The 17535-nt window shown below is 44.7% G+C and carries 16 protein-coding genes; 10 read left to right on the top strand and 6 right to left on the bottom strand.

Annotation, left to right across the window (positions count from 1 at the left end):
• Positions 1 to 276 precede the first annotated feature (276 nt).
• From DWW23_RS07195 to DWW23_RS07180, 4 genes are all read left to right on the top strand, one after another.
• Complete coding sequence (locus DWW23_RS07195) at positions 277 to 666, top strand: hypothetical protein (protein WP_122352591.1); 390 nt, start codon at positions 277 to 279, stop codon at positions 664 to 666.
• Positions 667 to 854: 188 nt separating this feature from the next.
• Entirely contained in the window at positions 855 to 4706 is a 3852-nt protein-coding gene (locus DWW23_RS07190; RefSeq protein WP_122352590.1) for an efflux RND transporter permease subunit, read from the top strand.
• Positions 4696 to 6162, top strand: a complete 1467-nt coding sequence (locus DWW23_RS07185; protein ID WP_187576552.1) for a TolC family protein — start codon at positions 4696 to 4698, stop codon at positions 6160 to 6162. The genes DWW23_RS07190 and DWW23_RS07185 overlap by 11 nt, the downstream gene beginning before the upstream one ends.
• 4 nt (positions 6163 to 6166) lie before the next feature.
• Complete coding sequence (locus tag DWW23_RS07180) at positions 6167 to 7801, top strand: efflux RND transporter periplasmic adaptor subunit (RefSeq protein ID WP_122352589.1); 1635 nt, start codon at positions 6167 to 6169, stop codon at positions 7799 to 7801.
• A gap of 80 nt (positions 7802 to 7881) precedes the next feature.
• Here the strand turns inward: DWW23_RS07180 and DWW23_RS07175 are convergent, their stop codons facing one another.
• A complete protein-coding gene (locus tag DWW23_RS07175) occupies positions 7882 to 8109 on the bottom strand; it encodes a winged helix-turn-helix domain-containing protein (protein ID WP_122352588.1) in 228 nt (75 codons plus the stop codon).
• Between the two features lie 394 nt (positions 8110 to 8503).
• On the opposite strand from DWW23_RS07175, the gene DWW23_RS07170 reads away from it, so the two are divergent.
• Entirely contained in the window at positions 8504 to 8803 is a 300-nt protein-coding gene (locus tag DWW23_RS07170) for a GNAT family N-acetyltransferase (RefSeq protein ID WP_122352587.1), read from the top strand.
• Between the two features lie 14 nt (positions 8804 to 8817).
• Positions 8818 to 9039, top strand: a complete 222-nt coding sequence (locus DWW23_RS07165; RefSeq protein ID WP_075557227.1) for a (4Fe-4S)-binding protein — start codon at positions 8818 to 8820, stop codon at positions 9037 to 9039.
• Between the two features lie 72 nt (positions 9040 to 9111).
• Here the strand turns inward: DWW23_RS07165 and DWW23_RS07160 are convergent, their stop codons facing one another.
• A complete protein-coding gene (locus tag DWW23_RS07160; protein ID WP_122352586.1) occupies positions 9112 to 9600 on the bottom strand; it encodes a hypothetical protein in 489 nt (162 codons plus the stop codon).
• Between the two features lie 156 nt (positions 9601 to 9756).
• Positions 9757 to 10392: a hypothetical protein gene (locus DWW23_RS07155; protein ID WP_122352585.1), complete on the bottom strand. Its 636-nt coding sequence runs from the start codon at positions 10390 to 10392 to the stop codon at positions 9757 to 9759.
• A 180-nt stretch (positions 10393 to 10572) separates the two neighbouring features.
• Here DWW23_RS07155 and DWW23_RS07150 point away from each other — a divergent pair, with 180 nt between their 5' ends.
• Positions 10573 to 11781 (top strand): DUF4861 domain-containing protein, encoded by a 1209-nt coding sequence (locus DWW23_RS07150; protein ID WP_122352584.1) that lies wholly within the window; start codon positions 10573 to 10575, stop codon positions 11779 to 11781.
• A 390-nt stretch (positions 11782 to 12171) separates the two neighbouring features.
• On the opposite strand, the gene DWW23_RS07145 is transcribed toward DWW23_RS07150, so the two are convergent.
• The 3 genes from DWW23_RS07145 to DWW23_RS07135 are packed head-to-tail and all read right to left on the bottom strand — an operon-like array spanning position 12172 to position 14580.
• A complete protein-coding gene (locus tag DWW23_RS07145) occupies positions 12172 to 12516 on the bottom strand; it encodes an MGMT family protein (RefSeq protein ID WP_122352583.1) in 345 nt (114 codons plus the stop codon).
• A 6-nt stretch (positions 12517 to 12522) separates the two neighbouring features.
• Positions 12523 to 13383 carry a DUF6599 family protein gene (locus DWW23_RS07140; RefSeq protein ID WP_122352582.1) on the bottom strand — a complete coding sequence of 287 codons (861 nt, stop codon included), beginning with the start codon at positions 13381 to 13383 and terminating at the stop codon, positions 12523 to 12525.
• A 12-nt stretch (positions 13384 to 13395) separates the two neighbouring features.
• The gene (locus DWW23_RS07135) at positions 13396 to 14580 is read right to left on the bottom strand and encodes an aldo/keto reductase (protein WP_122352581.1); all 1185 of its coding nucleotides are present in this window, start codon (positions 14578 to 14580) and stop codon (positions 13396 to 13398) included.
• A gap of 151 nt (positions 14581 to 14731) precedes the next feature.
• On the opposite strand from DWW23_RS07135, the gene DWW23_RS07130 reads away from it, so the two are divergent.
• Genes DWW23_RS07130 through DWW23_RS07120 form a run of 3 tightly spaced genes read left to right on the top strand, consistent with a single transcriptional unit; the run spans position 14732 to position 17480 of the window.
• Entirely contained in the window at positions 14732 to 16009 is a 1278-nt protein-coding gene (locus DWW23_RS07130; protein WP_122352580.1) for a carboxypeptidase-like regulatory domain-containing protein, read from the top strand.
• A 53-nt stretch (positions 16010 to 16062) separates the two neighbouring features.
• On the top strand, positions 16063 to 16614 hold the full coding sequence (locus DWW23_RS07125) for an RNA polymerase sigma-70 factor (RefSeq protein WP_122352579.1): 552 nt from the start codon (positions 16063 to 16065) through the stop codon (positions 16612 to 16614).
• Positions 16611 to 17480, top strand: coding sequence for a FecR family protein (locus tag DWW23_RS07120; RefSeq protein ID WP_122352578.1), 870 nt, complete (start codon positions 16611 to 16613; stop codon positions 17478 to 17480). Before DWW23_RS07125 ends, DWW23_RS07120 begins: the two co-directional genes overlap by 4 nt.
• The last annotated feature ends 55 nt before the right edge of the window (positions 17481 to 17535 follow it).

The raw sequence follows: 17535 nt of genomic DNA, 5'->3' as shown, positions 1-17535 counted from the left end.
GCTACTTACTATTTTGAATGTACAAAATATACTTTTAGTTCACGCGGTGAAGATACAATAAAGTAACGACAGCTCATATACTATTTTTCTTTTCATAGCATAAAAAAACGCTAAAAAGCAAGCTGTAGCAAGTTAAAAAACAAGCCCTTACATTTTATGCTAAACTTTCCCTTTTATTGAAAGAAAATGTTATCGAAAACAAGATGAAACATTCTTTAATAAGCGCTCCATACATTTTATAATTATATCCGGAGAAATAAACCTATCTTTGCAAATATGAAAAAGTATCTTTTAGTCATATTAACCATTCTCTATATCGGGGTTTCCAGCGGAATCATCCTGAATATCCATCATTGCATGGGTAAGATAGTGGAAGTTGAGCTATGGCAAAACGATACCTGTCCTTCATGCAAGGAAAAGAAACAAGCAGGCCATTGCTGCTCTACGGAGACACAACTGGTTAAAATGACGGTCGATCAGGATATCCATCAGGTACCGGCTATCGACTATACACCGGTCACCCTGTCCTTGCTTTTTAATATGAATGCTTTGCAGATTCTCTCCGAAGCAAGTGAATCAGGCATACCTTATCCTTATTATAATACCCCACCTGACGAATGCAGCGGTACGGAACGATGCATTCTTAACTGTTCTTTTCTGATTTAGTTGATATTGGCTTTAGGGCCAACCATATCTTTTGTTTAGAATCCATAAACAAAAAATTATTATAATCTGTTCCTTTTGTGTAACACAAGAGAAAATAGAAGGTGTATAGCCATTCTTTGTAAAACAAAGTATGCTGTAGACTCAGATTGTATGCATCAATTAATCCATCAGAATAAAAACAGTACTCTATGCTAAATAAAATAATCCGTTATTTCCTTGAGAACAGGGTAGTAACCATGCTATTATTAATACTGGTTGTTGTGTGGGGAATATCGACCTCTCCTTTCAACTGGCACGGGGGTATTATCCCGCGTAACCCCATCCCGGTGGATGCGATCCCGGATATCGGTGACAACCAACAAATTGTCGCCACCGAATGGATGGGACGATCACCTAAAGACATACAGGACCAGATCACTTATCCGCTAACAACCTCGCTACTGGGCATTCCGGGTGTGAAAAGTATCCGGAGTTCCTCCATGTTCGGTATGTCATTCATTTATATTATTTTCGATGATGATATCGAATTTTACTGGAGCCGTTCACGTATCCTGGAAAAATTAAATTCGTTGCCACCCGGAACATTGCCGGAAGGCGTACAACCAGCTCTGGGACCTGATGCAACGGCTTTAGGGCAAATATATTGGTACACACTGGAGGGCAGGAATCCGGAAACAGGCAAGCCTACCGGAGGATGGAATGCCGAAGAACTGCGTACGATCCAGGACTTCTATGTTAAATATAGTCTTTCGGCAGCCGAAGGCGTATCGGAAGTTGCTTCTGCCGGAGGCTTCGTAAAAGAATATCAGATCGAGCTCAACCCGGATGCCATGCGGGCATTCAATATATCGGTCATGGATATTATGAATGCCGTAAAGAAGAGCAATCTTGATATCGGTGCGGAAACAATGGAGATCAATAAGGTAGAATACCTGATCCGGGGATTGGGCTATATTAAAGATGTATCCGACCTGGAGAAAGCCGTTATCACTGTTCGCGACGGTGTCCCGGTACGTATATCGGATGTTGCTTTCGTAAATATCGGCCCGGGGACACGGCGGGGAGGATTGGACAAGGAAGGAATAGAAGCAGTCGGTGGCGTCGTCATCGCCCGTTACGGAGCCAATCCGCTGGAAGTGATCGACAATGTAAAAACAAAAATCAAAGAAATAGAAGCCGGACTTCCGCAGAAAACATTGGAAGACGGGACAGTCTCAAAGGTCAGTGTCGTGCCGTTCTACGATCGCACCGGACTGATAAAAGAGACGATCGGAACGCTGGAAACTTCACTCTCTCATGAAATACTGATCTGTATCATCGTGATTATCGTACTGGTGCTGAATCTGCGTGCTTCGGTCATTATTGCAAGCATGTTGCCGATAGCTGTACTGGCAACATTCATTATTATGAAATATACCGGAATAGAGGCGAATATTGTCGCATTGTCCGGCATCGCTATTGCGATCGGTGTTATGGTGGATGTCGGCGTCGTTTTCGTAGAGAGTATTATACGATATATGGAGATGCCCGAGAACAAAGGCATCCGAAGTGGTAAAGCGTTCGTAAACCTTATTTACAAAGCGGTAAGCGAAGTATCGGGAGCCATCACTACGGCAATGATTACAACGATTGTCAGCTTCCTGCCCGTTTTTGCCATGGAGGCACAGGAAGGGAAAATGTTCTCTCCCCTCGCCTACACGAAGACGTATGCATTGGCTTCTTCCTTTATCCTGGGGTTGATCTTATTGCCTACTCTTTCTTATTTGTTATTCTCTGTCCGAATAAATTCGAAAATAGTACGCAAAATCGCCAATTATCTGTTGGTCGCGGCAGGCATTGTGCTTATGATTATTTACGAAAGTATTCCGGCACTCGGACTAACGGCCGTAGGACTAAACAACCTGTTTGCATCCTACTGGAAAAATCCGAAGATGGCTACTTACATCAATATTGGTATCACATTACTGGTTGCCGTTTACTATTTGTCGGAAGAATGGCTGCCGATGGGACCGCAAGCCGGGCTATCCGCCAATATCCTATTTGTTGCGGCGTGTATCATCATCATTCTGTCCCTTCTCTGGATACTGGTTATCTATTACGAACGGATATTGAGATGGTGCCTTAACCATCGCTGGCAGTTCATGATCGTTCCGGCTGCAACGATCGTATTCGGCTTCATGATCTGGATGGGATTCAACCGAACATTCGGGCTGGTCGCTTCCGGATTCGAGACACTGAGATGGAAAGACTTCCGGCAAACAGCTTTCTGGGAAAAGGCTTCGGCTGAATTTCCCGGTATCGGTGAAGAATTTATGCCCAGCCTGAATGAAGGATCTTTCCTGCTGATGCCTACCAGTATGCCTCATACCGGAGTTGCCCAAAACCTGGATTATATTGAAGCACTGGATAAACGCCTGGCTGCCATTCCGGAAGTAGAGACCGCGATCGGGAAATGGGGACGTGTGAACTCGGCTCTCGACCCAGCACCGGCACAGATGTTTGAGAATACGATCAATTACCGTCCGGAATATATATTGAATGAAGACGGCGGACGGGAACGGTTTAAAGTGAACAGGCAGGGAGAATATCTTTTAAAAGACAGCAGTACCTACAATCCGGCCGATGGTTTCCGGCTGATTCCAAAAGATAGCCTGATTCCCGACCGGAAAGGAGATTACTTCCGCCAGTGGCGTCCGGAGATTAAAAACACAAACGATATCTGGCAACAGATCGTGAATGTCACTCATTTGCCGGGCCTGACCTCTGCTCCCAAACTACAGCCGATAGAAGCCCGTCTCGTGATGCTTTCGACTGGAATGCGTGCACCTATGGGATTAAAGATATACGGACCGGACCTGGAAACGATCGAACAAAGCGGAAAAGCCATCGAGCAGGCATTGAAAGAGGTACCTTCCGTAATCCCTTCTTCCGTCTTTTATGACAGGGCGGTCGGTGCTCCATACCTGGAGATCAAACTGAACAGGGATAATATGGCCCGTTATGGAGTGAATGTAGAAGACCTGCAGGAAATATTGAGCGCAGCTGTCGGCGGTATGGTTCTAACGACAACAGTAGAAGGCAGGGAGCGCTTCCCCGTCCGTCTCCGCTATGCACGCGAACTTCGGGATAACCCGGAAGCTTTATCCATGTTGTTGGTTCCTACCGCAACCGGTGCACAGATTCCCTTGAAGGAACTGGCCGATATCGATTACACCCGGGGAGCACAGATGATCCAAAGCGAAAACACCTTCCTGGTCGGTTATGTGATATTCGATAAGCTATCCGGCAAGGCGGAAGTGGATGTTGTAAAAGAAGCGACACGCATACTTGATCAAAAGATAAAAGACGGAGAACTGACCCTGGCAAAAGGCGTATCCTATAAGTTTGCCGGTAACTACGAACAGCAGGAACGCGCCACTCAACGGCTGGCAATCGTTGTTCCCCTGGCACTGCTTATCGTCCTGCTCGTCCTGTATTTCCAATTCAAGACAGTAACGGCTTCCCTGATCCACTTCTCCGGTGTATTCGTTGCCTTTGCGGGTGGTTTTATCCTGCTTTGGCTGTACGGACAAGATTGGTTCATGAACTTTTCCGTCGGAGGAGAAAATATGAGGGATCTTTTCCAGATGCATACTATCAACCTGAGTGTGGCAGTCTGGGTAGGATTTATCGCCCTGTTCGGAGTGGCGACAGATGACGGAGTATTGATGGGAACTTATATCCATCAGACATTCCTGCAACAGAATCCCACCACAAAAGAAGCGATTCGTGAAGCAGTCGTTACAGCCGGTCTCAAACGCGTACGCCCCGCTGCTATGACCACCGCAACAACGCTGATCGCCTTGTTACCGGTATTGACTTCTACAGGAAAAGGAGCAGATATCATGGTTCCGATGGCAATACCAACTTTCGGTGGTATGCTGATCCAGTCCATGACCATGTTCGTCGTCCCCGTCCTGCAATGTTGGTGGCGTGAAGGCGCTATAAAGAAAGGGCAAAAGAAACAGAATCTTCAAAACAATAGAAACGATGAGAAATAAAATCAAAATACAAATATATATAACAGGAATAACCTTGCTGTTCGGCTTTTTTCCTGCTTTCCCGCAACAGGCGGACAGTCTGTCGTGGTATCTGGAAACGGCAGCACGCAACAATCCGCTGATAAACTCCAATTTTGCTTTGTACAAAGCATCATTGGAAAAGATTCCGCAAGCCGGAGCATATGCCGATCCGGAACTGGATATCGGTCTTTTCGTCAAACCGATGGAGACTTTGAGTGGCAAGCAAATTGCCGACTTTACGCTTATGCAGATGTTTCCCTGGTTCGGAACACGTAAAGCCGCCCGCAACGAAGCAACCGAGATGTCGCGCATGGCTTACGAACAATTTCGCGAAGCCAGGAACAATCTGTTCTATGAAGTGAAAAGCCAGTGGTACCAGTTATGCAACCTCAACGAGCAATACAAAAATACGCAGGCAAACCTTCTGTTACTCGAACAACTGGAAAAACTGGCACTCAACCGCTACTCGGCTCCTTCCGCCAATGCTCCGACCCCGACAGCTGCACCCGTTTCCACCGTTGTCGCAGCACCTCCCGTTGCTACAGGAAACAGTATGGACAATATGGGAGGAATGGGTAACTCTTCCCAAACAGCAACACAGGGAATACCGGCAGGAAACTCTTCCATGCAAAGTATGGGAGCCGGTTCGATGGGAGCAAGTAATTCCTCCGGTAGCATGTCGGATGTATTGCGCATACAGATAGAAAAAGCAGAACTTCAGAATAATCTGGAAATCCTCGCTTCTAACAGAATAGCAGCCGAAGCACGTTTCAATGCCTTGTTGAACCGTAAACAAGATATGCGGATAGCCGTTCCCGATTCACTGGAACAACTGCATTTCCTAATCAATGACCAGGCAATGACCGACAGTATCATTACTGCCAATCCTATGCTTTCCATGCTTGAAGCGGAAGCGAATGCTTATCGTGCCAAAGCCGTCATGGATAAAAAGATGAGTTATCCGATGTTCGGTATCGGCCTGCAATATTCGCTTGTCGGGAAATCAAACAACAAGATGGTCATGGACGACATGAACGGGATGGATATGTTTATGCCGATGTTCAAGATCAGCATCCCTATTTTCCGTAAAAAATATCAGGCACAACAGAAAGAGAGCCAGCATTACCGCCGGGCAAGCGAACTGAAATATGAAAACACGTTGAACGAACTGCAATCCGAATACCAGACAGTCAAGCAACAACTGGCCGATGCCACACGTAAAATAGCGCTTTATAAGAAACAACAGGAACTGTCGCTCTCCACCTGGCAACTGATCGTACGGGAGTTTTCTGCCGGCACGACAAGCCTGACTGACGTGATACAGGTAGAACGCCAGCTATTGGATTACAGACTCAAGAAAAGTGAAGCCATTGCCGAATACAACACGATGGTAGCTGGATTGGAAAAATTAGTAGCAACTTCAATAAACGAATAAAGACATGAAAAAGATAAAAGAATGGTTTAAGACCAAAGAAATACGATATACATTATTTGCATTGGCAGGTTTATTCCTCGGCTGGTTGTTCTTCAGTCCATCTTCCACCCCGTCACCGGCAAACGACAAACAGCATAGTCATGACAGCATCGAAGGACATACACACAGCCATGACCTGCAACAGGATGAAAACGGGGTCTGGACCTGCTCTATGCATCCACAGATCAAACAGGACAAACCCGGTAAATGTCCGATATGCGGTATGGACCTGATTCCCTTACGTAAAAGCGGCAATAACCACGAGAACGTAGATCCTTCAGCAATCCAATTGTCGGAAGAAGCGATTGCTCTGGCGAATGTACAGACCTCCCGCCTCAGTAAGGAAAACCCGGTGAAGGAAGTCCGCTTATATGGTAAAATCGCTCCGGACGAGCGAAGCCTGCAATCGCAAACAGCCCACGTAGGAGGCCGTATTGAAAGTCTTGCTGTCGACTTTACCGGAGAAACAGTCCGCGCCGGACAAACTCTTGCGACCTTATACTCACCGGAATTGTTTACGGCACAGCAGGAACTGATAGAAGCTCTGAAAATGCAACAACCTGCTTTGATCAAAGCTGCCCGTGAGAAACTACGACTCTGGAAAATGACGGATGCGCAGATTACTGCTATCGAACAATCGGGAACAATCTCTCCCACCGTAGAGATCAAATCGAACACAAGCGGTATCGTGATGTCGAAACGTGTCAGCCAGGGAGATTACGTATCGCAGGGAGCCGTTTTATTCGATGTAGCCAACTTGTCAAAAGTATGGGCAATGTTCGATGCTTACGAAACCGACCTGCCGTTCCTCAGCAAAGGCGATCCGGTCACATTCACCATGCAGGCATTTCCCGGCAAAGCATTCAAAGGACGTATCGCTTTTATCGATCCGATCGTCAACCCGACCAGCCGTACCTCCCGTATACGTGTCGAAGTTGCAAATCCAGGTATGGAATTAAAACCGGAAATGTATGCGACAGCTATTGTAGATGCCCCTCTGAAAGGATATAAGGATCAGATCGTCGTTCCGCAAACAGCAGTTCTCTGGACCGGCAAACGATCTATCGTTTATGTGAAACAACCGGATACCACTACTCCGACATTCCTGATGCGGGAAGTAGAATTAGGCCCGTCATTAGGCAATGCCTATGTGATACTGAAAGGACTTGCAGACGGAGAAGAGATCGTGACAAACGGCGTTTTCTCTATCGATGCCAGTGCACAGCTGGAAGGAAAAACTTCGATGATGAACAATGACGGGAATGCGGCCCATCCGATGACGGGACATGCAGGACATCATATGCACGGAGAAACAGCAGCTCAAAGCACAACCCCAAGCGAACATGCTATGTTTGGAGTAAAAGGAGCCTGCGATATGTGTAAACAACGGATCGAAGAAGCAGCCAAAAGTGTCAAAGGAGTCACATCCGCCTCTTGGGATAAAGAAAACCAAATGGTCCATTTACAGTTCAATCCGGCACAAACTTCCGCCGATGCCATTGCCAAAGCAATAGCCGAAGCCGGACATGACAACGATAAATACAAAGCTGACGACAGCATCTACAACAAGCTCCCGGCTTGTTGCAAATACCGTCAATAGATCACTGAAGCGCAAACAAAAAGGGCTACAATTTATTTTGTATCCCTTTATCGTTGCGCTTCAAAAATATCCTCTTCTTTTCAATAATACGTCTCTGTCAGTGGAATATTTACTTCTACGGATAGCATTCCAGTACCATCACTACAAAAACGTACCTTATTTTCCCGGGCTAACCACCCCAATGCAAGAAAAATAACAGACTCTTTACAATGAGTCATCTCACCGATCTTTCTGATAGACATGTTACCTCTCTCTGCAAGCAAACGCCAAATCTGGCCGGCATTTGAACCAACGTCATTCTTATTCATAACACTCCATTTTTTGATATTTGACTTAAAACTAATCATAATAAGTCAAATAAGACTGTCCCATTTGGCTCTTATATTAGTTATTTATACCACTTTTCAACTCTCGCACAAAACAAAATGACTTTGCTTTATGAATAAAACAATCCTTACATCGATAATGTTTCACGAAAACCATACAACTTCCATATAATTTGAAAGAAAAACAGCTTTTTAACTTACGATCATCAACTTATACTTTTTAATTTACAAGCAATAATGTTTGTCTATGAAAGAAACTGAAACCATCATCCTTTTACTTTCCGGGTCTCTGCCAAATTAATTAAAAGAAACCGTAAACAAAGCCTTCTTTTAAAATGTTTGAATAGTATAGAATCAAATAAAACAATTAGGCGATATGGACGATTATGAATTGATTGATAACGAGGAGAACCACCAATACGAATTTCATATTGGTAAATACATTCCGAGAATTGAGTATATAAAAACCAAGAACGGCGAGATATATCTCACGCATACTGAAGTGCCTGTAGCTCTTGAAGGAAAAGGCGTAGGCAGCCAGCTGGCTGAAAAGGTACTGAAAGATATAGAAAAGCAGGGATTACGTTTGGTTCCGTTGTGTCCCTTCGTTGCCGGATACATCCAAAAACATCCAGACTGGCGACGTATAGTAATGAAAGGTATTAATGTTGGATAAAGCGATTATAGAGTATGGGAAAGAAAATTGAATATTCAAACGGTGAGCTGACCATTATCTGGCAGCCCGAATTGTGCAAGCATGCCGGTATTTGTGTAAAAACATTGCCACAGGTATACAACCCGAAGGAAAGACCGTGGATTAAAATAGAAAATGCAACTACGGAAGAACTGATCGCACAGATCAATAAATGTCCGTCGGGCGCACTTAGCTACAGATTGAATAAAAAAGAATAGATTTAAAACAGGCTATAACTTAATTAATGACAGGCTTCCGTCAGGTTCGTTCACAAACCGGCGGAAGTTTTTTTATTTGAGACGTCCTTCTATGCCCAACTGATAAAGAAACAATCCCCAGTTTTCTTCACGGATCTCTTTGTTCAAGCGCACCTGTTCAGGATGGAGATGTCCCGGATAACTATCATTCAGATAGTACTTGTCTTCTGCAATATCATAATAGAAAACCAGATCATCATAAGCGGCACTTATTAAACTCGATACATTAGTGGCTGTAAATAACTCCGTTCCGGCTAAAATGACAAGAATCTTTTCATATTGCCCCAGTTTTTCTGAAAATGCCGAATGATCATAAAAACGAATCTCTCTGGTATCTTTATCGAACCACTTGATATCGTTGCCTGTGAAAAGTATCTCATTTCCCAGAGGAAGATTATATACTTTATGCCCCAGACCAACAACAATTATTTCGGATTCTCCGTTCAGAGAGCCATCATTCTCACAGCCGACAAATGTCAGCAGCAAAAATAAAAACGATAGGAAGCAACATAACTTTTTCATCAGACAATCATTTAGTACAGGTTCTTTATATAAAAATGCAAAACCTCCCGAATTACTGCGTCTGCATGAGATAAATTCCGGAGTGAAGAATATCAGTCTCAAAATTAGCATTTTAAATTGGATACACAAATCATTACGGGAGAAAATGTATCCCTGTCAAGGCATCGAATTATAATAACGCCAGGTATTATCCCGTTTACGGTTTCTCCGTTTATTCCTTTCTTTTTTTGAAAAGACCCATTCCAGCATATCATTCAGCGAGAAATAAAGTTTTACAGACCCGCCCACAGTTCCTCGTTTCTGCCCGTCTTTAACCACATCCGAAGAGTACAGATTCCTCCCTCCTGCTGCAGCCGTTACCGGCAACTTTCCTACTTGTATCTCCTTTTTGTCGATAAGACGCGTAGGAGGCGGCGTATAGGCTTCTTTGTTTATCTTTGGAGTAGTATCCAGTTCCATCGTATACAGACGGTAAACACTCGGGGGCATCGATTTATAATCCAGATCTTTATGTACGCTATCCGTATCTGCCCGCAAATATTCGGAAAAGTCTTTCAGGACAGGCAGTTCGGCAGGTGCTTCCAGTATCTGCTGCCCGGGTTCGTCTTCCAGGTGTATGAATGTACCTTCCCGGATCGCCTTTTGAAACTCCGGGTTAATACGTACCGTATCCGTTCCGGATAAAATACCGGATAACCACACCGAATCTTTTTCACTCCAATTCTGCCCGTATACATGCACAGGCAATGATCCTGTCAACATCAGAACAAGTAAACACAGCTTCAACTTCATACTATAGAAACGATGATATGAATGATATACTGCATAGGAAAAACTATTTTCTTCAGTAAAAAAACAGTTGTTTACTACCGATGAACTTTGTAAACTTCGCGAATATTCATACTTTTACTGCCGGTTTTAAAACAAATAGTAACAAGGGCGGAATATTTATGAACTAACAATATATTATTTATGAAAAAGATTATCAGCTTATTTTTAGCGGCTACAGCTTTTGCCTGTACGCAGGAACAAAGCATAGACGTAACGGTAACGAACCCGTCGGCCATTAACCGTTCAAACGAGATCACAGAAATCCCGAAGGATGCCGTTGCAAAACTGAATGGCGAGTCTTTCATCATCTCCGACAACAACGGGACACCAATCCCTTATCAGATCACTTACGACAATAAAATTATTTTCCCTGTCGATGTGAACGCAAACAGCAGCGTTACTTATCAGATCAAACCTGGTACTCCCGAAACACCTGCGACTATTGCCTGCGGTAAATTTTATCCGGAACGTGTGGACGATATCGCCTGGGAAAACGACCGCATTGCCTTCCGTACTTATGGTCCGGCTTTGCAGGCTACCGGCGAACAGGCTTTCGGTTATGATATCTGGGTAAAATGTGTATCGCAACCTGTTGTCGATATGCGTTACAAAACAGAACTCGATCCGGAATCGAGAGCTAAAATAGCAGAATTAAGAAAGACCGACAAGAAAGCGGCACAGGAACTGGCAAACTCTATTTCCTACCATATCGACCATGGGAACGGACTGGATTATTACAAAGTAGGCCCGACACTGGGTGCTGGTACTTCCGCTCTTTTATCCAACGACTCCATCGTTTATCCGTACTGCTACAAAGAGTATGAAATCCTGGATAACGGTCCGCTGCGTTTCACAGTCAAGCTCGTTTACAACCCGCTGAAAGTTAAAGATAATGAGAATATTATTGAAACCCGCCTGCTGTCGTTGGATGCCGGTTCACAGTTGAACAAAATAACACTTTCGTTCGCCAACCTGAATGAACCGACCCCCCTGGTAACCGGTATCGTACTGCACGAACCGAGTACAGATTACCAGGCAGACGCAGCCAACGGTTATATAGCTTATGCTGACCCGGAAGATCCGACAAACGGACAGATATTCGTCGGTGCCGTATTCCCGGAAAAGCTAAGCAATGCCAAAGCTGTAAACTTCTCTGAAGCAGAAAAGAAACAACGCGGAGCAGACGGTCACGTATTGGCTTACACGACTTATGCACCAGGTAGTGAATATACATACTATACAGGAGCCGGATGGAGCAAATGGGGATTCCAAAACTCTACCGAATGGTTCAACTATGTAAAAGAGTTTGCTCAGAAAGTTAAGCAGCCGTTACAGGTAACAGTAAAGTAAAAACATATTCTATGTAAATGTATCCTATAAACCGTTCACCTTTCATCTGCTATTCATATCCCATTGTTATATGAATAGTTACGTTCGATGCACGGAGTGAATAGTTGGTGAAAGGAGGTGATAGGTTTGATTCAACCTATCACCTCCTTTCAACTAAGGCTTTTCCAGTAAGGAAGAAAGATTAAAGTACTTGACTACTAAGGTCAAAGTGACTATCCTTTCACTTGTCGACCACCGCCGTTAAGGTTAACGACGGTGGTCGACAAGCTTAACGATATACGTCAGCAAGCTTAACGAGCGTCATCGCAAAGCTATCAGGTAATATCTTTCAGGTTAAAAAGAAAGGACTTCGGGGTTAATAACCCATAGGCTGATTGCTAGTTGAATACTTTAGGGCACAAATGATATCTCATCCAGAGGATTCCAGAAAACCTTCTTCCAGTCTTTAATACGGTTGTTTTCTACCCGGATACCTTCTTCTTCCAACCTTTCCTGCATCTCAGTCGGCGTACTGAAAGCATCTTTGCCGGATAACACACCCTGACTGTTCACTACCCGGTAAGCAGGAACACCTACCTCCGAACAATTCCCCATTACTTTACCAACCATTCTCGACATATTCGGATAGCCGATCGCACGGGCTATCGCACCATAGCTGGTGGCACGCCCGTATGGAACGGTCTTTACCATCTGATAGACGGCAGCCACAAAATCTTCTTTATCAAAACCAGACATATCCTATTATAGTTTTTCCGCCAGCTCTTTCAGTAAAACATCTGCACCGGCAATCGTATCCCCGTTCTCATTATAAACACCAACCAGGTAACGTCCTTTCCAAAGAACAGGTATATCCCCGTTATAACGGTCTTTTACCAATAATCCTCCTTCTTTCAACTCGTCCGACTGCTTGGTAAAAGCCATATACTGGATCAAAACGTCTTTTACCCCATCCGGTGAACCACCATCCAGAACAAACAACTGAAAAGACTGTCCGTCCTTTTCATACTTCATTGTATATACAGCCCGCAAAAACTCGTGACCGATATAATTGGAGGTAATATATGCAGCTGAATAAGGTATTTTCCCCTGTTCCGGGAATAAACGGATAACAGGAGGATGACCGGCACCGGCATCGATCTTTTCGGCCAGCGCCTTACCGATCGCCTGCAATTCTTTCGACACATCACCGGAAGCATTGCTCCACATCTTCAGATACATATTCCCGGCAAAGAAATACAAATTCGCCTTGTCTCCCTGCGCTTCTCCCCCTACAGGCAGAAATTCGAGATCGGAAGAACGTTCGGACGAATACATACCGAAAGCATCCTCCGGCGTAGCATGGCGATAGGCTTGTATCGTGATATAATCGGCCCCTTTCTTATATTCCATAGAAGTCATCTCCCTGAAATTATTCTCCAGAAAAAGCGGAGCCGCCCCATTTATACGGTCAAAGAGATTATCGGGATTGAAAACCTCCACCTCACCGGAGACAGTCCAACCGTCGACAGGCGGTAACCATGATTTCAATTCATCCGGTGTCTGCGCTATTAAAGAGCAGAAAGGCAACAGGAAAAAGAGTAACAAATAATTGATCTGCTTCATACGTTCGATTCTTTAAGTCAGAAATTCATCAGGCATCTGCATCACCGGAGTAATCGCGGCAATCTTGGCCGATATGTCAAAGCCAGAAGGACATTTCACCTTACAGGTGTCGCAGTTGGAACAGATATCCGGCGAAAGCTCCAGCCCTGCCAATGTTTCTTTCGACATTCTTGAATATTTATAACCATAGGCATACATATAAGCCCGCATAATATCAGGAATAGGAAGATGTTCGGGGCATTGTGTCCGGCACTTTCCACACTGCTGGCAATACAACATTTCCTGTCCGCAAAGGGAAGCCAGATAATCTGTGTCGGCAGTAGTCAGTTCAGGAGAACGGGCGGCAGCCAGACATTCGTCCAGTTCATCATAATTGGAAAATCCGGGGATGGCAGTCGTGATATGCTCATTCTTCCATGCCCATTTCAGACAAGCCTGCGCATTGATCTTCTTTTTCCCTTCCGCATCTTCGGTACCTCCGGTCATCGTTTTCATGGCAACCAATCCGATACCTGCTTTTGCTGCACGGGCAATAGCCTCTTCCGTTTCTTTCAGATTCGACAGTTTGAAATTATAGCTCAACAGGACAACATCATAGATACCCGCTTCAATAGCGGCATCCAGTAATTCCGGTTTCCCGGCATGAGCGGAGAAACCGAGGAAACGGGTCTTACCATCTTCTTTGAATTTCTTCAGAACAGCAATGACACGTTCGTCTTTTACCTCTTCCACCTTATCCAGCGCATGCGTATAAAACAGGTCCACATGATCCATATTCAGGCGTTTCAGGCTCTGATCCACCAGCTTTTCATACGTTTCTTCAAAATCATCTTTCAAAGGATAGTCAAACTTTCCCTTTGTCGCAATAAAGAAACTGTCACGGGGTTTTCCGGTAAAGAACTTCCCTAACATCTCCTCGTTCTTTCCGTTCTGGTAGCCATGAGCCGTATCAAAATGGAATATACCGGAATTATAGGCAGCCCTCACCACATTCGGATTGTCGGCACGCATCACTCCCATACTCAGTATCGGCAGTTTCACCCCTGTTCTGCCAAGCGTGCGGACAGGGATTTCATTTTCATTAGCAGTCACCAGAGAAGCACGGGCAGCCTTAGCTCCCGGAATTAACATGGCACTCACACCTGCAGTAGCTGAAAGCCGGAAAAAATCTCTTCGATTTACATGATTGGTTTTCATAAGATTATATATTAGTGTTTATCCCTATCCGTCTGTGCCTCACAAATATAGAAAGATTTATCAAAATAAATCACTTTTTCCGTAGGGTATTCGTTCTCTGACCGATCTTATATATACAAACAGGAATATTCACCATTAAAACAATACAAAGATGAAAACACTGTATAGACAATCTATCGGATTTTTGCTGATCTTATTATTGGTAGCAGGTATTAGTCCGTTACAGGCGCAGGATCAACCGGTGCGTGACGACGAGAATCCGGACTTCATCACTATCAGCGGAGTTGTCAAGGACAAAAATAATAAGAAACGACTGGAGTATGTAAACATTTCCATCCCCGGCAGTACTTCGGGTACGATCACCAACGAAGACGGGGAATTCTCTTTCAAGATCAAAGATGCTTCCCATGTGAAAGCTGTCGAGATCTCCCATATCGGATATTACAATAATAAAGTAGAAGTGAGCGGGATTAACCTCTCCGACCTGACCGTCTGGATGACACCTTACGAGAATATGCTCGACGAGATCATCATCCATGCCCAGGAACCACGCTATCTGGTAGAACAAGCCGTCAGTAAAATTCCCGCCAACTACAGCAAGAAGACAAATATGCTGACGGGCTTCTACCGGGAAACAGCCCAAAAAGGTAAACGGTATATCAATATATCGGAAGCTGTGATCGACATCTATAAAACCCCCTATAACGAAGCATCCGACCGCGACCGCGTACAGGTTTACAAAGGCCGTAAGTTATTGAGCCAGAAAAGAACCGACACGCTTGCCGTCAAACTGCTCGGCGGTCCGAATATGTCGATCTTCTGTGATATAGTGAAGAATCCGGATGTATTGCTCGACAAGGAATGCCTACCCTATTACCTCTTCAAAATGGAGGAATCGACCAATATCGACAACCGTCCTCAATATGTAATCAGTTTCAAGCCACAGGTCATCATGCCTTATGCCCTGTATTACGGAAAACTGTACATAGACAAGGAACGCCTCTCATTCACCCGTGCCGAATTCAATCTGAGTATGGACGACCGCAACAAAGCGACCCAGGCCATCCTCAAAAAGAAACCGTTCGGATTACGTTTCCGTCCGCTCGAAGTAGCTTATCTGGTCAATTATAAAGACCGTGACGGCGTAACTTATCTGAACTATATCCGCAACGGGGTACGTTTTAAATGTGACTGGAAACGCAAACTGTTCTCGACCAATTACACCATTATCTCCGAAACGGTGGTAACGGACGGACGGGAAGAAAACGTGACCACTATTCCGTATAAGATGGCATTCAAAGAATCACAATCGTTGTCCGATAAAGTAGAGAACTTCATGGACGAAGATTTCTGGGGAGCCTACAATATCATCGAACCGACGGAATCACTGGAAAGTGCGGTAAACAAATTAAAAAAGCAACAGAAATAAATTTCAATATCTTTTCGTACATTTGAAGGACTCTAATCATTAAGATCCACGGCATGCTGAACGATTTATTCGTACTAACTAAGATTAAAGAGGGGGACGTCAAAGCTTTCGAAGGTATCTTCCGGCTCTACTACTCCCCCCTTTGCCTCTATGCCGCCGGTATTACCGGAAACTGGGACGTAGCTGAAGAGATCGTGCAAGAGCTATTCTACGTATTCTGGAAAGAAAAAGAAAAACTGCAAGTGTTCCTCTCCCTGAAAAGTTATCTGTACGGGGCGGTACGCAACCAGTCTCTCCAATACTGCGAACATCAGGAAGTACGCAACCGTTACCGGGAAAACGTTTTATCGGGTAACCAGGAAAGCAAGCCTTCCGATCCGCAGGACCAGCTGGAATACAAAGAATTGGAGGATCTGATAAACAAGACTCTCAAAAAGCTACCCGAACGCCGCTTACGCATCTTCCGGATGCAGCGTTTCGAAGGAAAGAAATACGCGGAGATAGCCTCCGCCCTCTCTCTGTCCGTCAAAACAGTGGAAGCTGAAATGACCAAGGCACTTCAAACACTCAGAAAAGAAATTGAGAATTATACACAAACAGTATGACTCGTAAAGAAAGGGACAATAGAAGAACGGATCAGGCATGGGACAAGGTGTACCAACGCCTGGAAAAGGAGGACCTGATCACCCGGACGGGAAAAGAGGGATTGCATCCTTATTCGGAAATACCCCGTCCGTCGACCCGGAGACTTATATTCGCAGGTATAACTGCAGTGGCAGCTATACTCTGCTTCGTATTTATTTATTTCAATCCAACAGAGAAAGAAGCCGACCGTAACCTGCTTACCCGGCAGAATATGGAAACGACGACACTCGCCACCACGCTCGAAGATGGTTCGATCGTGTACCTGGCAGGCAATGCCGCTATCCATTATCCGGAACATTTCCAACCGGATAAAAGGGAAATATCCTTACAGGGAAATGCTCTTTTCGATATTGCCGGCAACCGCAAGCGTCCGTTCCTTATTGAAACAGAAGACGCACGCATCGAAGTTTTGGGTACCGCTTTTAATGTAAAAAGCGATGGTTCCCAGCCTTTTGAATTGTCCGTACAAAGAGGATTGGTAAAAGTGACGTTGAAAAAAAGCGGACAGGATGTGCATGTAAAAGCGGGTGAAACCGTCACCCTCTCTTCACGAAAACTACAAGTGAGGCAAACAAAAGACACCGGACAGTTCGAAGAATATGTCCGGCAGATACGTTTTAAGGATGAACGACTGGCCGATATCCTCCGGGTCATCAATCTCAATGCGGAAGATATCAGTCTGAAAACCACCCCGGAGCTGGAGAGCAGGACACTTACCGTCACCTTTGCCGACAACTCGCCGGAAACAATGGCTGAACTGATATGTTTTGCGCTCGACCTGAAATGCACACGTGAAAATAATGTGATTACTTTGCATGAAAACTAATCGGATAAAAGGAGTACAAGGTGAAACGAACCGTTACATATCGTCTGTTTTTCTG

It is taken from the genome of Parabacteroides sp. AF14-59, assembly GCF_003479515.1.
Lineage (GTDB): Bacteria > Bacteroidota > Bacteroidia > Bacteroidales > Tannerellaceae > Parabacteroides > Parabacteroides faecis.
Note: the sequence above shows the minus strand (reverse complement) of the source record. Positions and strands in the feature narration are given on the sequence as shown.

Bases quoted from the DNA above. Each gene is read 5' to 3' on its own strand.
- DWW23_RS07195 (WP_122352591.1), top strand. From the start codon at position 277: ATGAAAAAGTATCTTTTAGTCATATTAACCATTCTCTATATCGGGGTT.
- DWW23_RS07190 (WP_122352590.1), top strand. From the start codon at position 855: ATGCTAAATAAAATAATCCGTTATTTCCTTGAGAACAGGGTAGTAACC.
- DWW23_RS07185 (WP_187576552.1), top strand. From the start codon at position 4,696: ATGAGAAATAAAATCAAAATACAAATATATATAACAGGAATAACCTTG.
- DWW23_RS07180 (WP_122352589.1), top strand. From the start codon at position 6,167: ATGAAAAAGATAAAAGAATGGTTTAAGACCAAAGAAATACGATATACA.
- DWW23_RS07175 (WP_122352588.1), bottom strand. From the start codon at position 8,109: ATGAATAAGAATGACGTTGGTTCAAATGCCGGCCAGATTTGGCGTTTG.
- DWW23_RS07170 (WP_122352587.1), top strand. From the start codon at position 8,504: ATGGACGATTATGAATTGATTGATAACGAGGAGAACCACCAATACGAA.
- DWW23_RS07165 (WP_075557227.1), top strand. From the start codon at position 8,818: ATGGGAAAGAAAATTGAATATTCAAACGGTGAGCTGACCATTATCTGG.
- DWW23_RS07160 (WP_122352586.1), bottom strand. From the start codon at position 9,600: ATGAAAAAGTTATGTTGCTTCCTATCGTTTTTATTTTTGCTGCTGACA.
- DWW23_RS07155 (WP_122352585.1), bottom strand. From the start codon at position 10,392: ATGAAGTTGAAGCTGTGTTTACTTGTTCTGATGTTGACAGGATCATTG.
- DWW23_RS07150 (WP_122352584.1), top strand. From the start codon at position 10,573: ATGAAAAAGATTATCAGCTTATTTTTAGCGGCTACAGCTTTTGCCTGT.
- DWW23_RS07145 (WP_122352583.1), bottom strand. From the start codon at position 12,516: ATGTCTGGTTTTGATAAAGAAGATTTTGTGGCTGCCGTCTATCAGATG.
- DWW23_RS07140 (WP_122352582.1), bottom strand. From the start codon at position 13,383: ATGAAGCAGATCAATTATTTGTTACTCTTTTTCCTGTTGCCTTTCTGC.
- DWW23_RS07135 (WP_122352581.1), bottom strand. From the start codon at position 14,580: ATGAAAACCAATCATGTAAATCGAAGAGATTTTTTCCGGCTTTCAGCT.
- DWW23_RS07130 (WP_122352580.1), top strand. From the start codon at position 14,732: ATGAAAACACTGTATAGACAATCTATCGGATTTTTGCTGATCTTATTA.
- DWW23_RS07125 (WP_122352579.1), top strand. From the start codon at position 16,063: ATGCTGAACGATTTATTCGTACTAACTAAGATTAAAGAGGGGGACGTC.
- DWW23_RS07120 (WP_122352578.1), top strand. From the start codon at position 16,611: ATGACTCGTAAAGAAAGGGACAATAGAAGAACGGATCAGGCATGGGAC.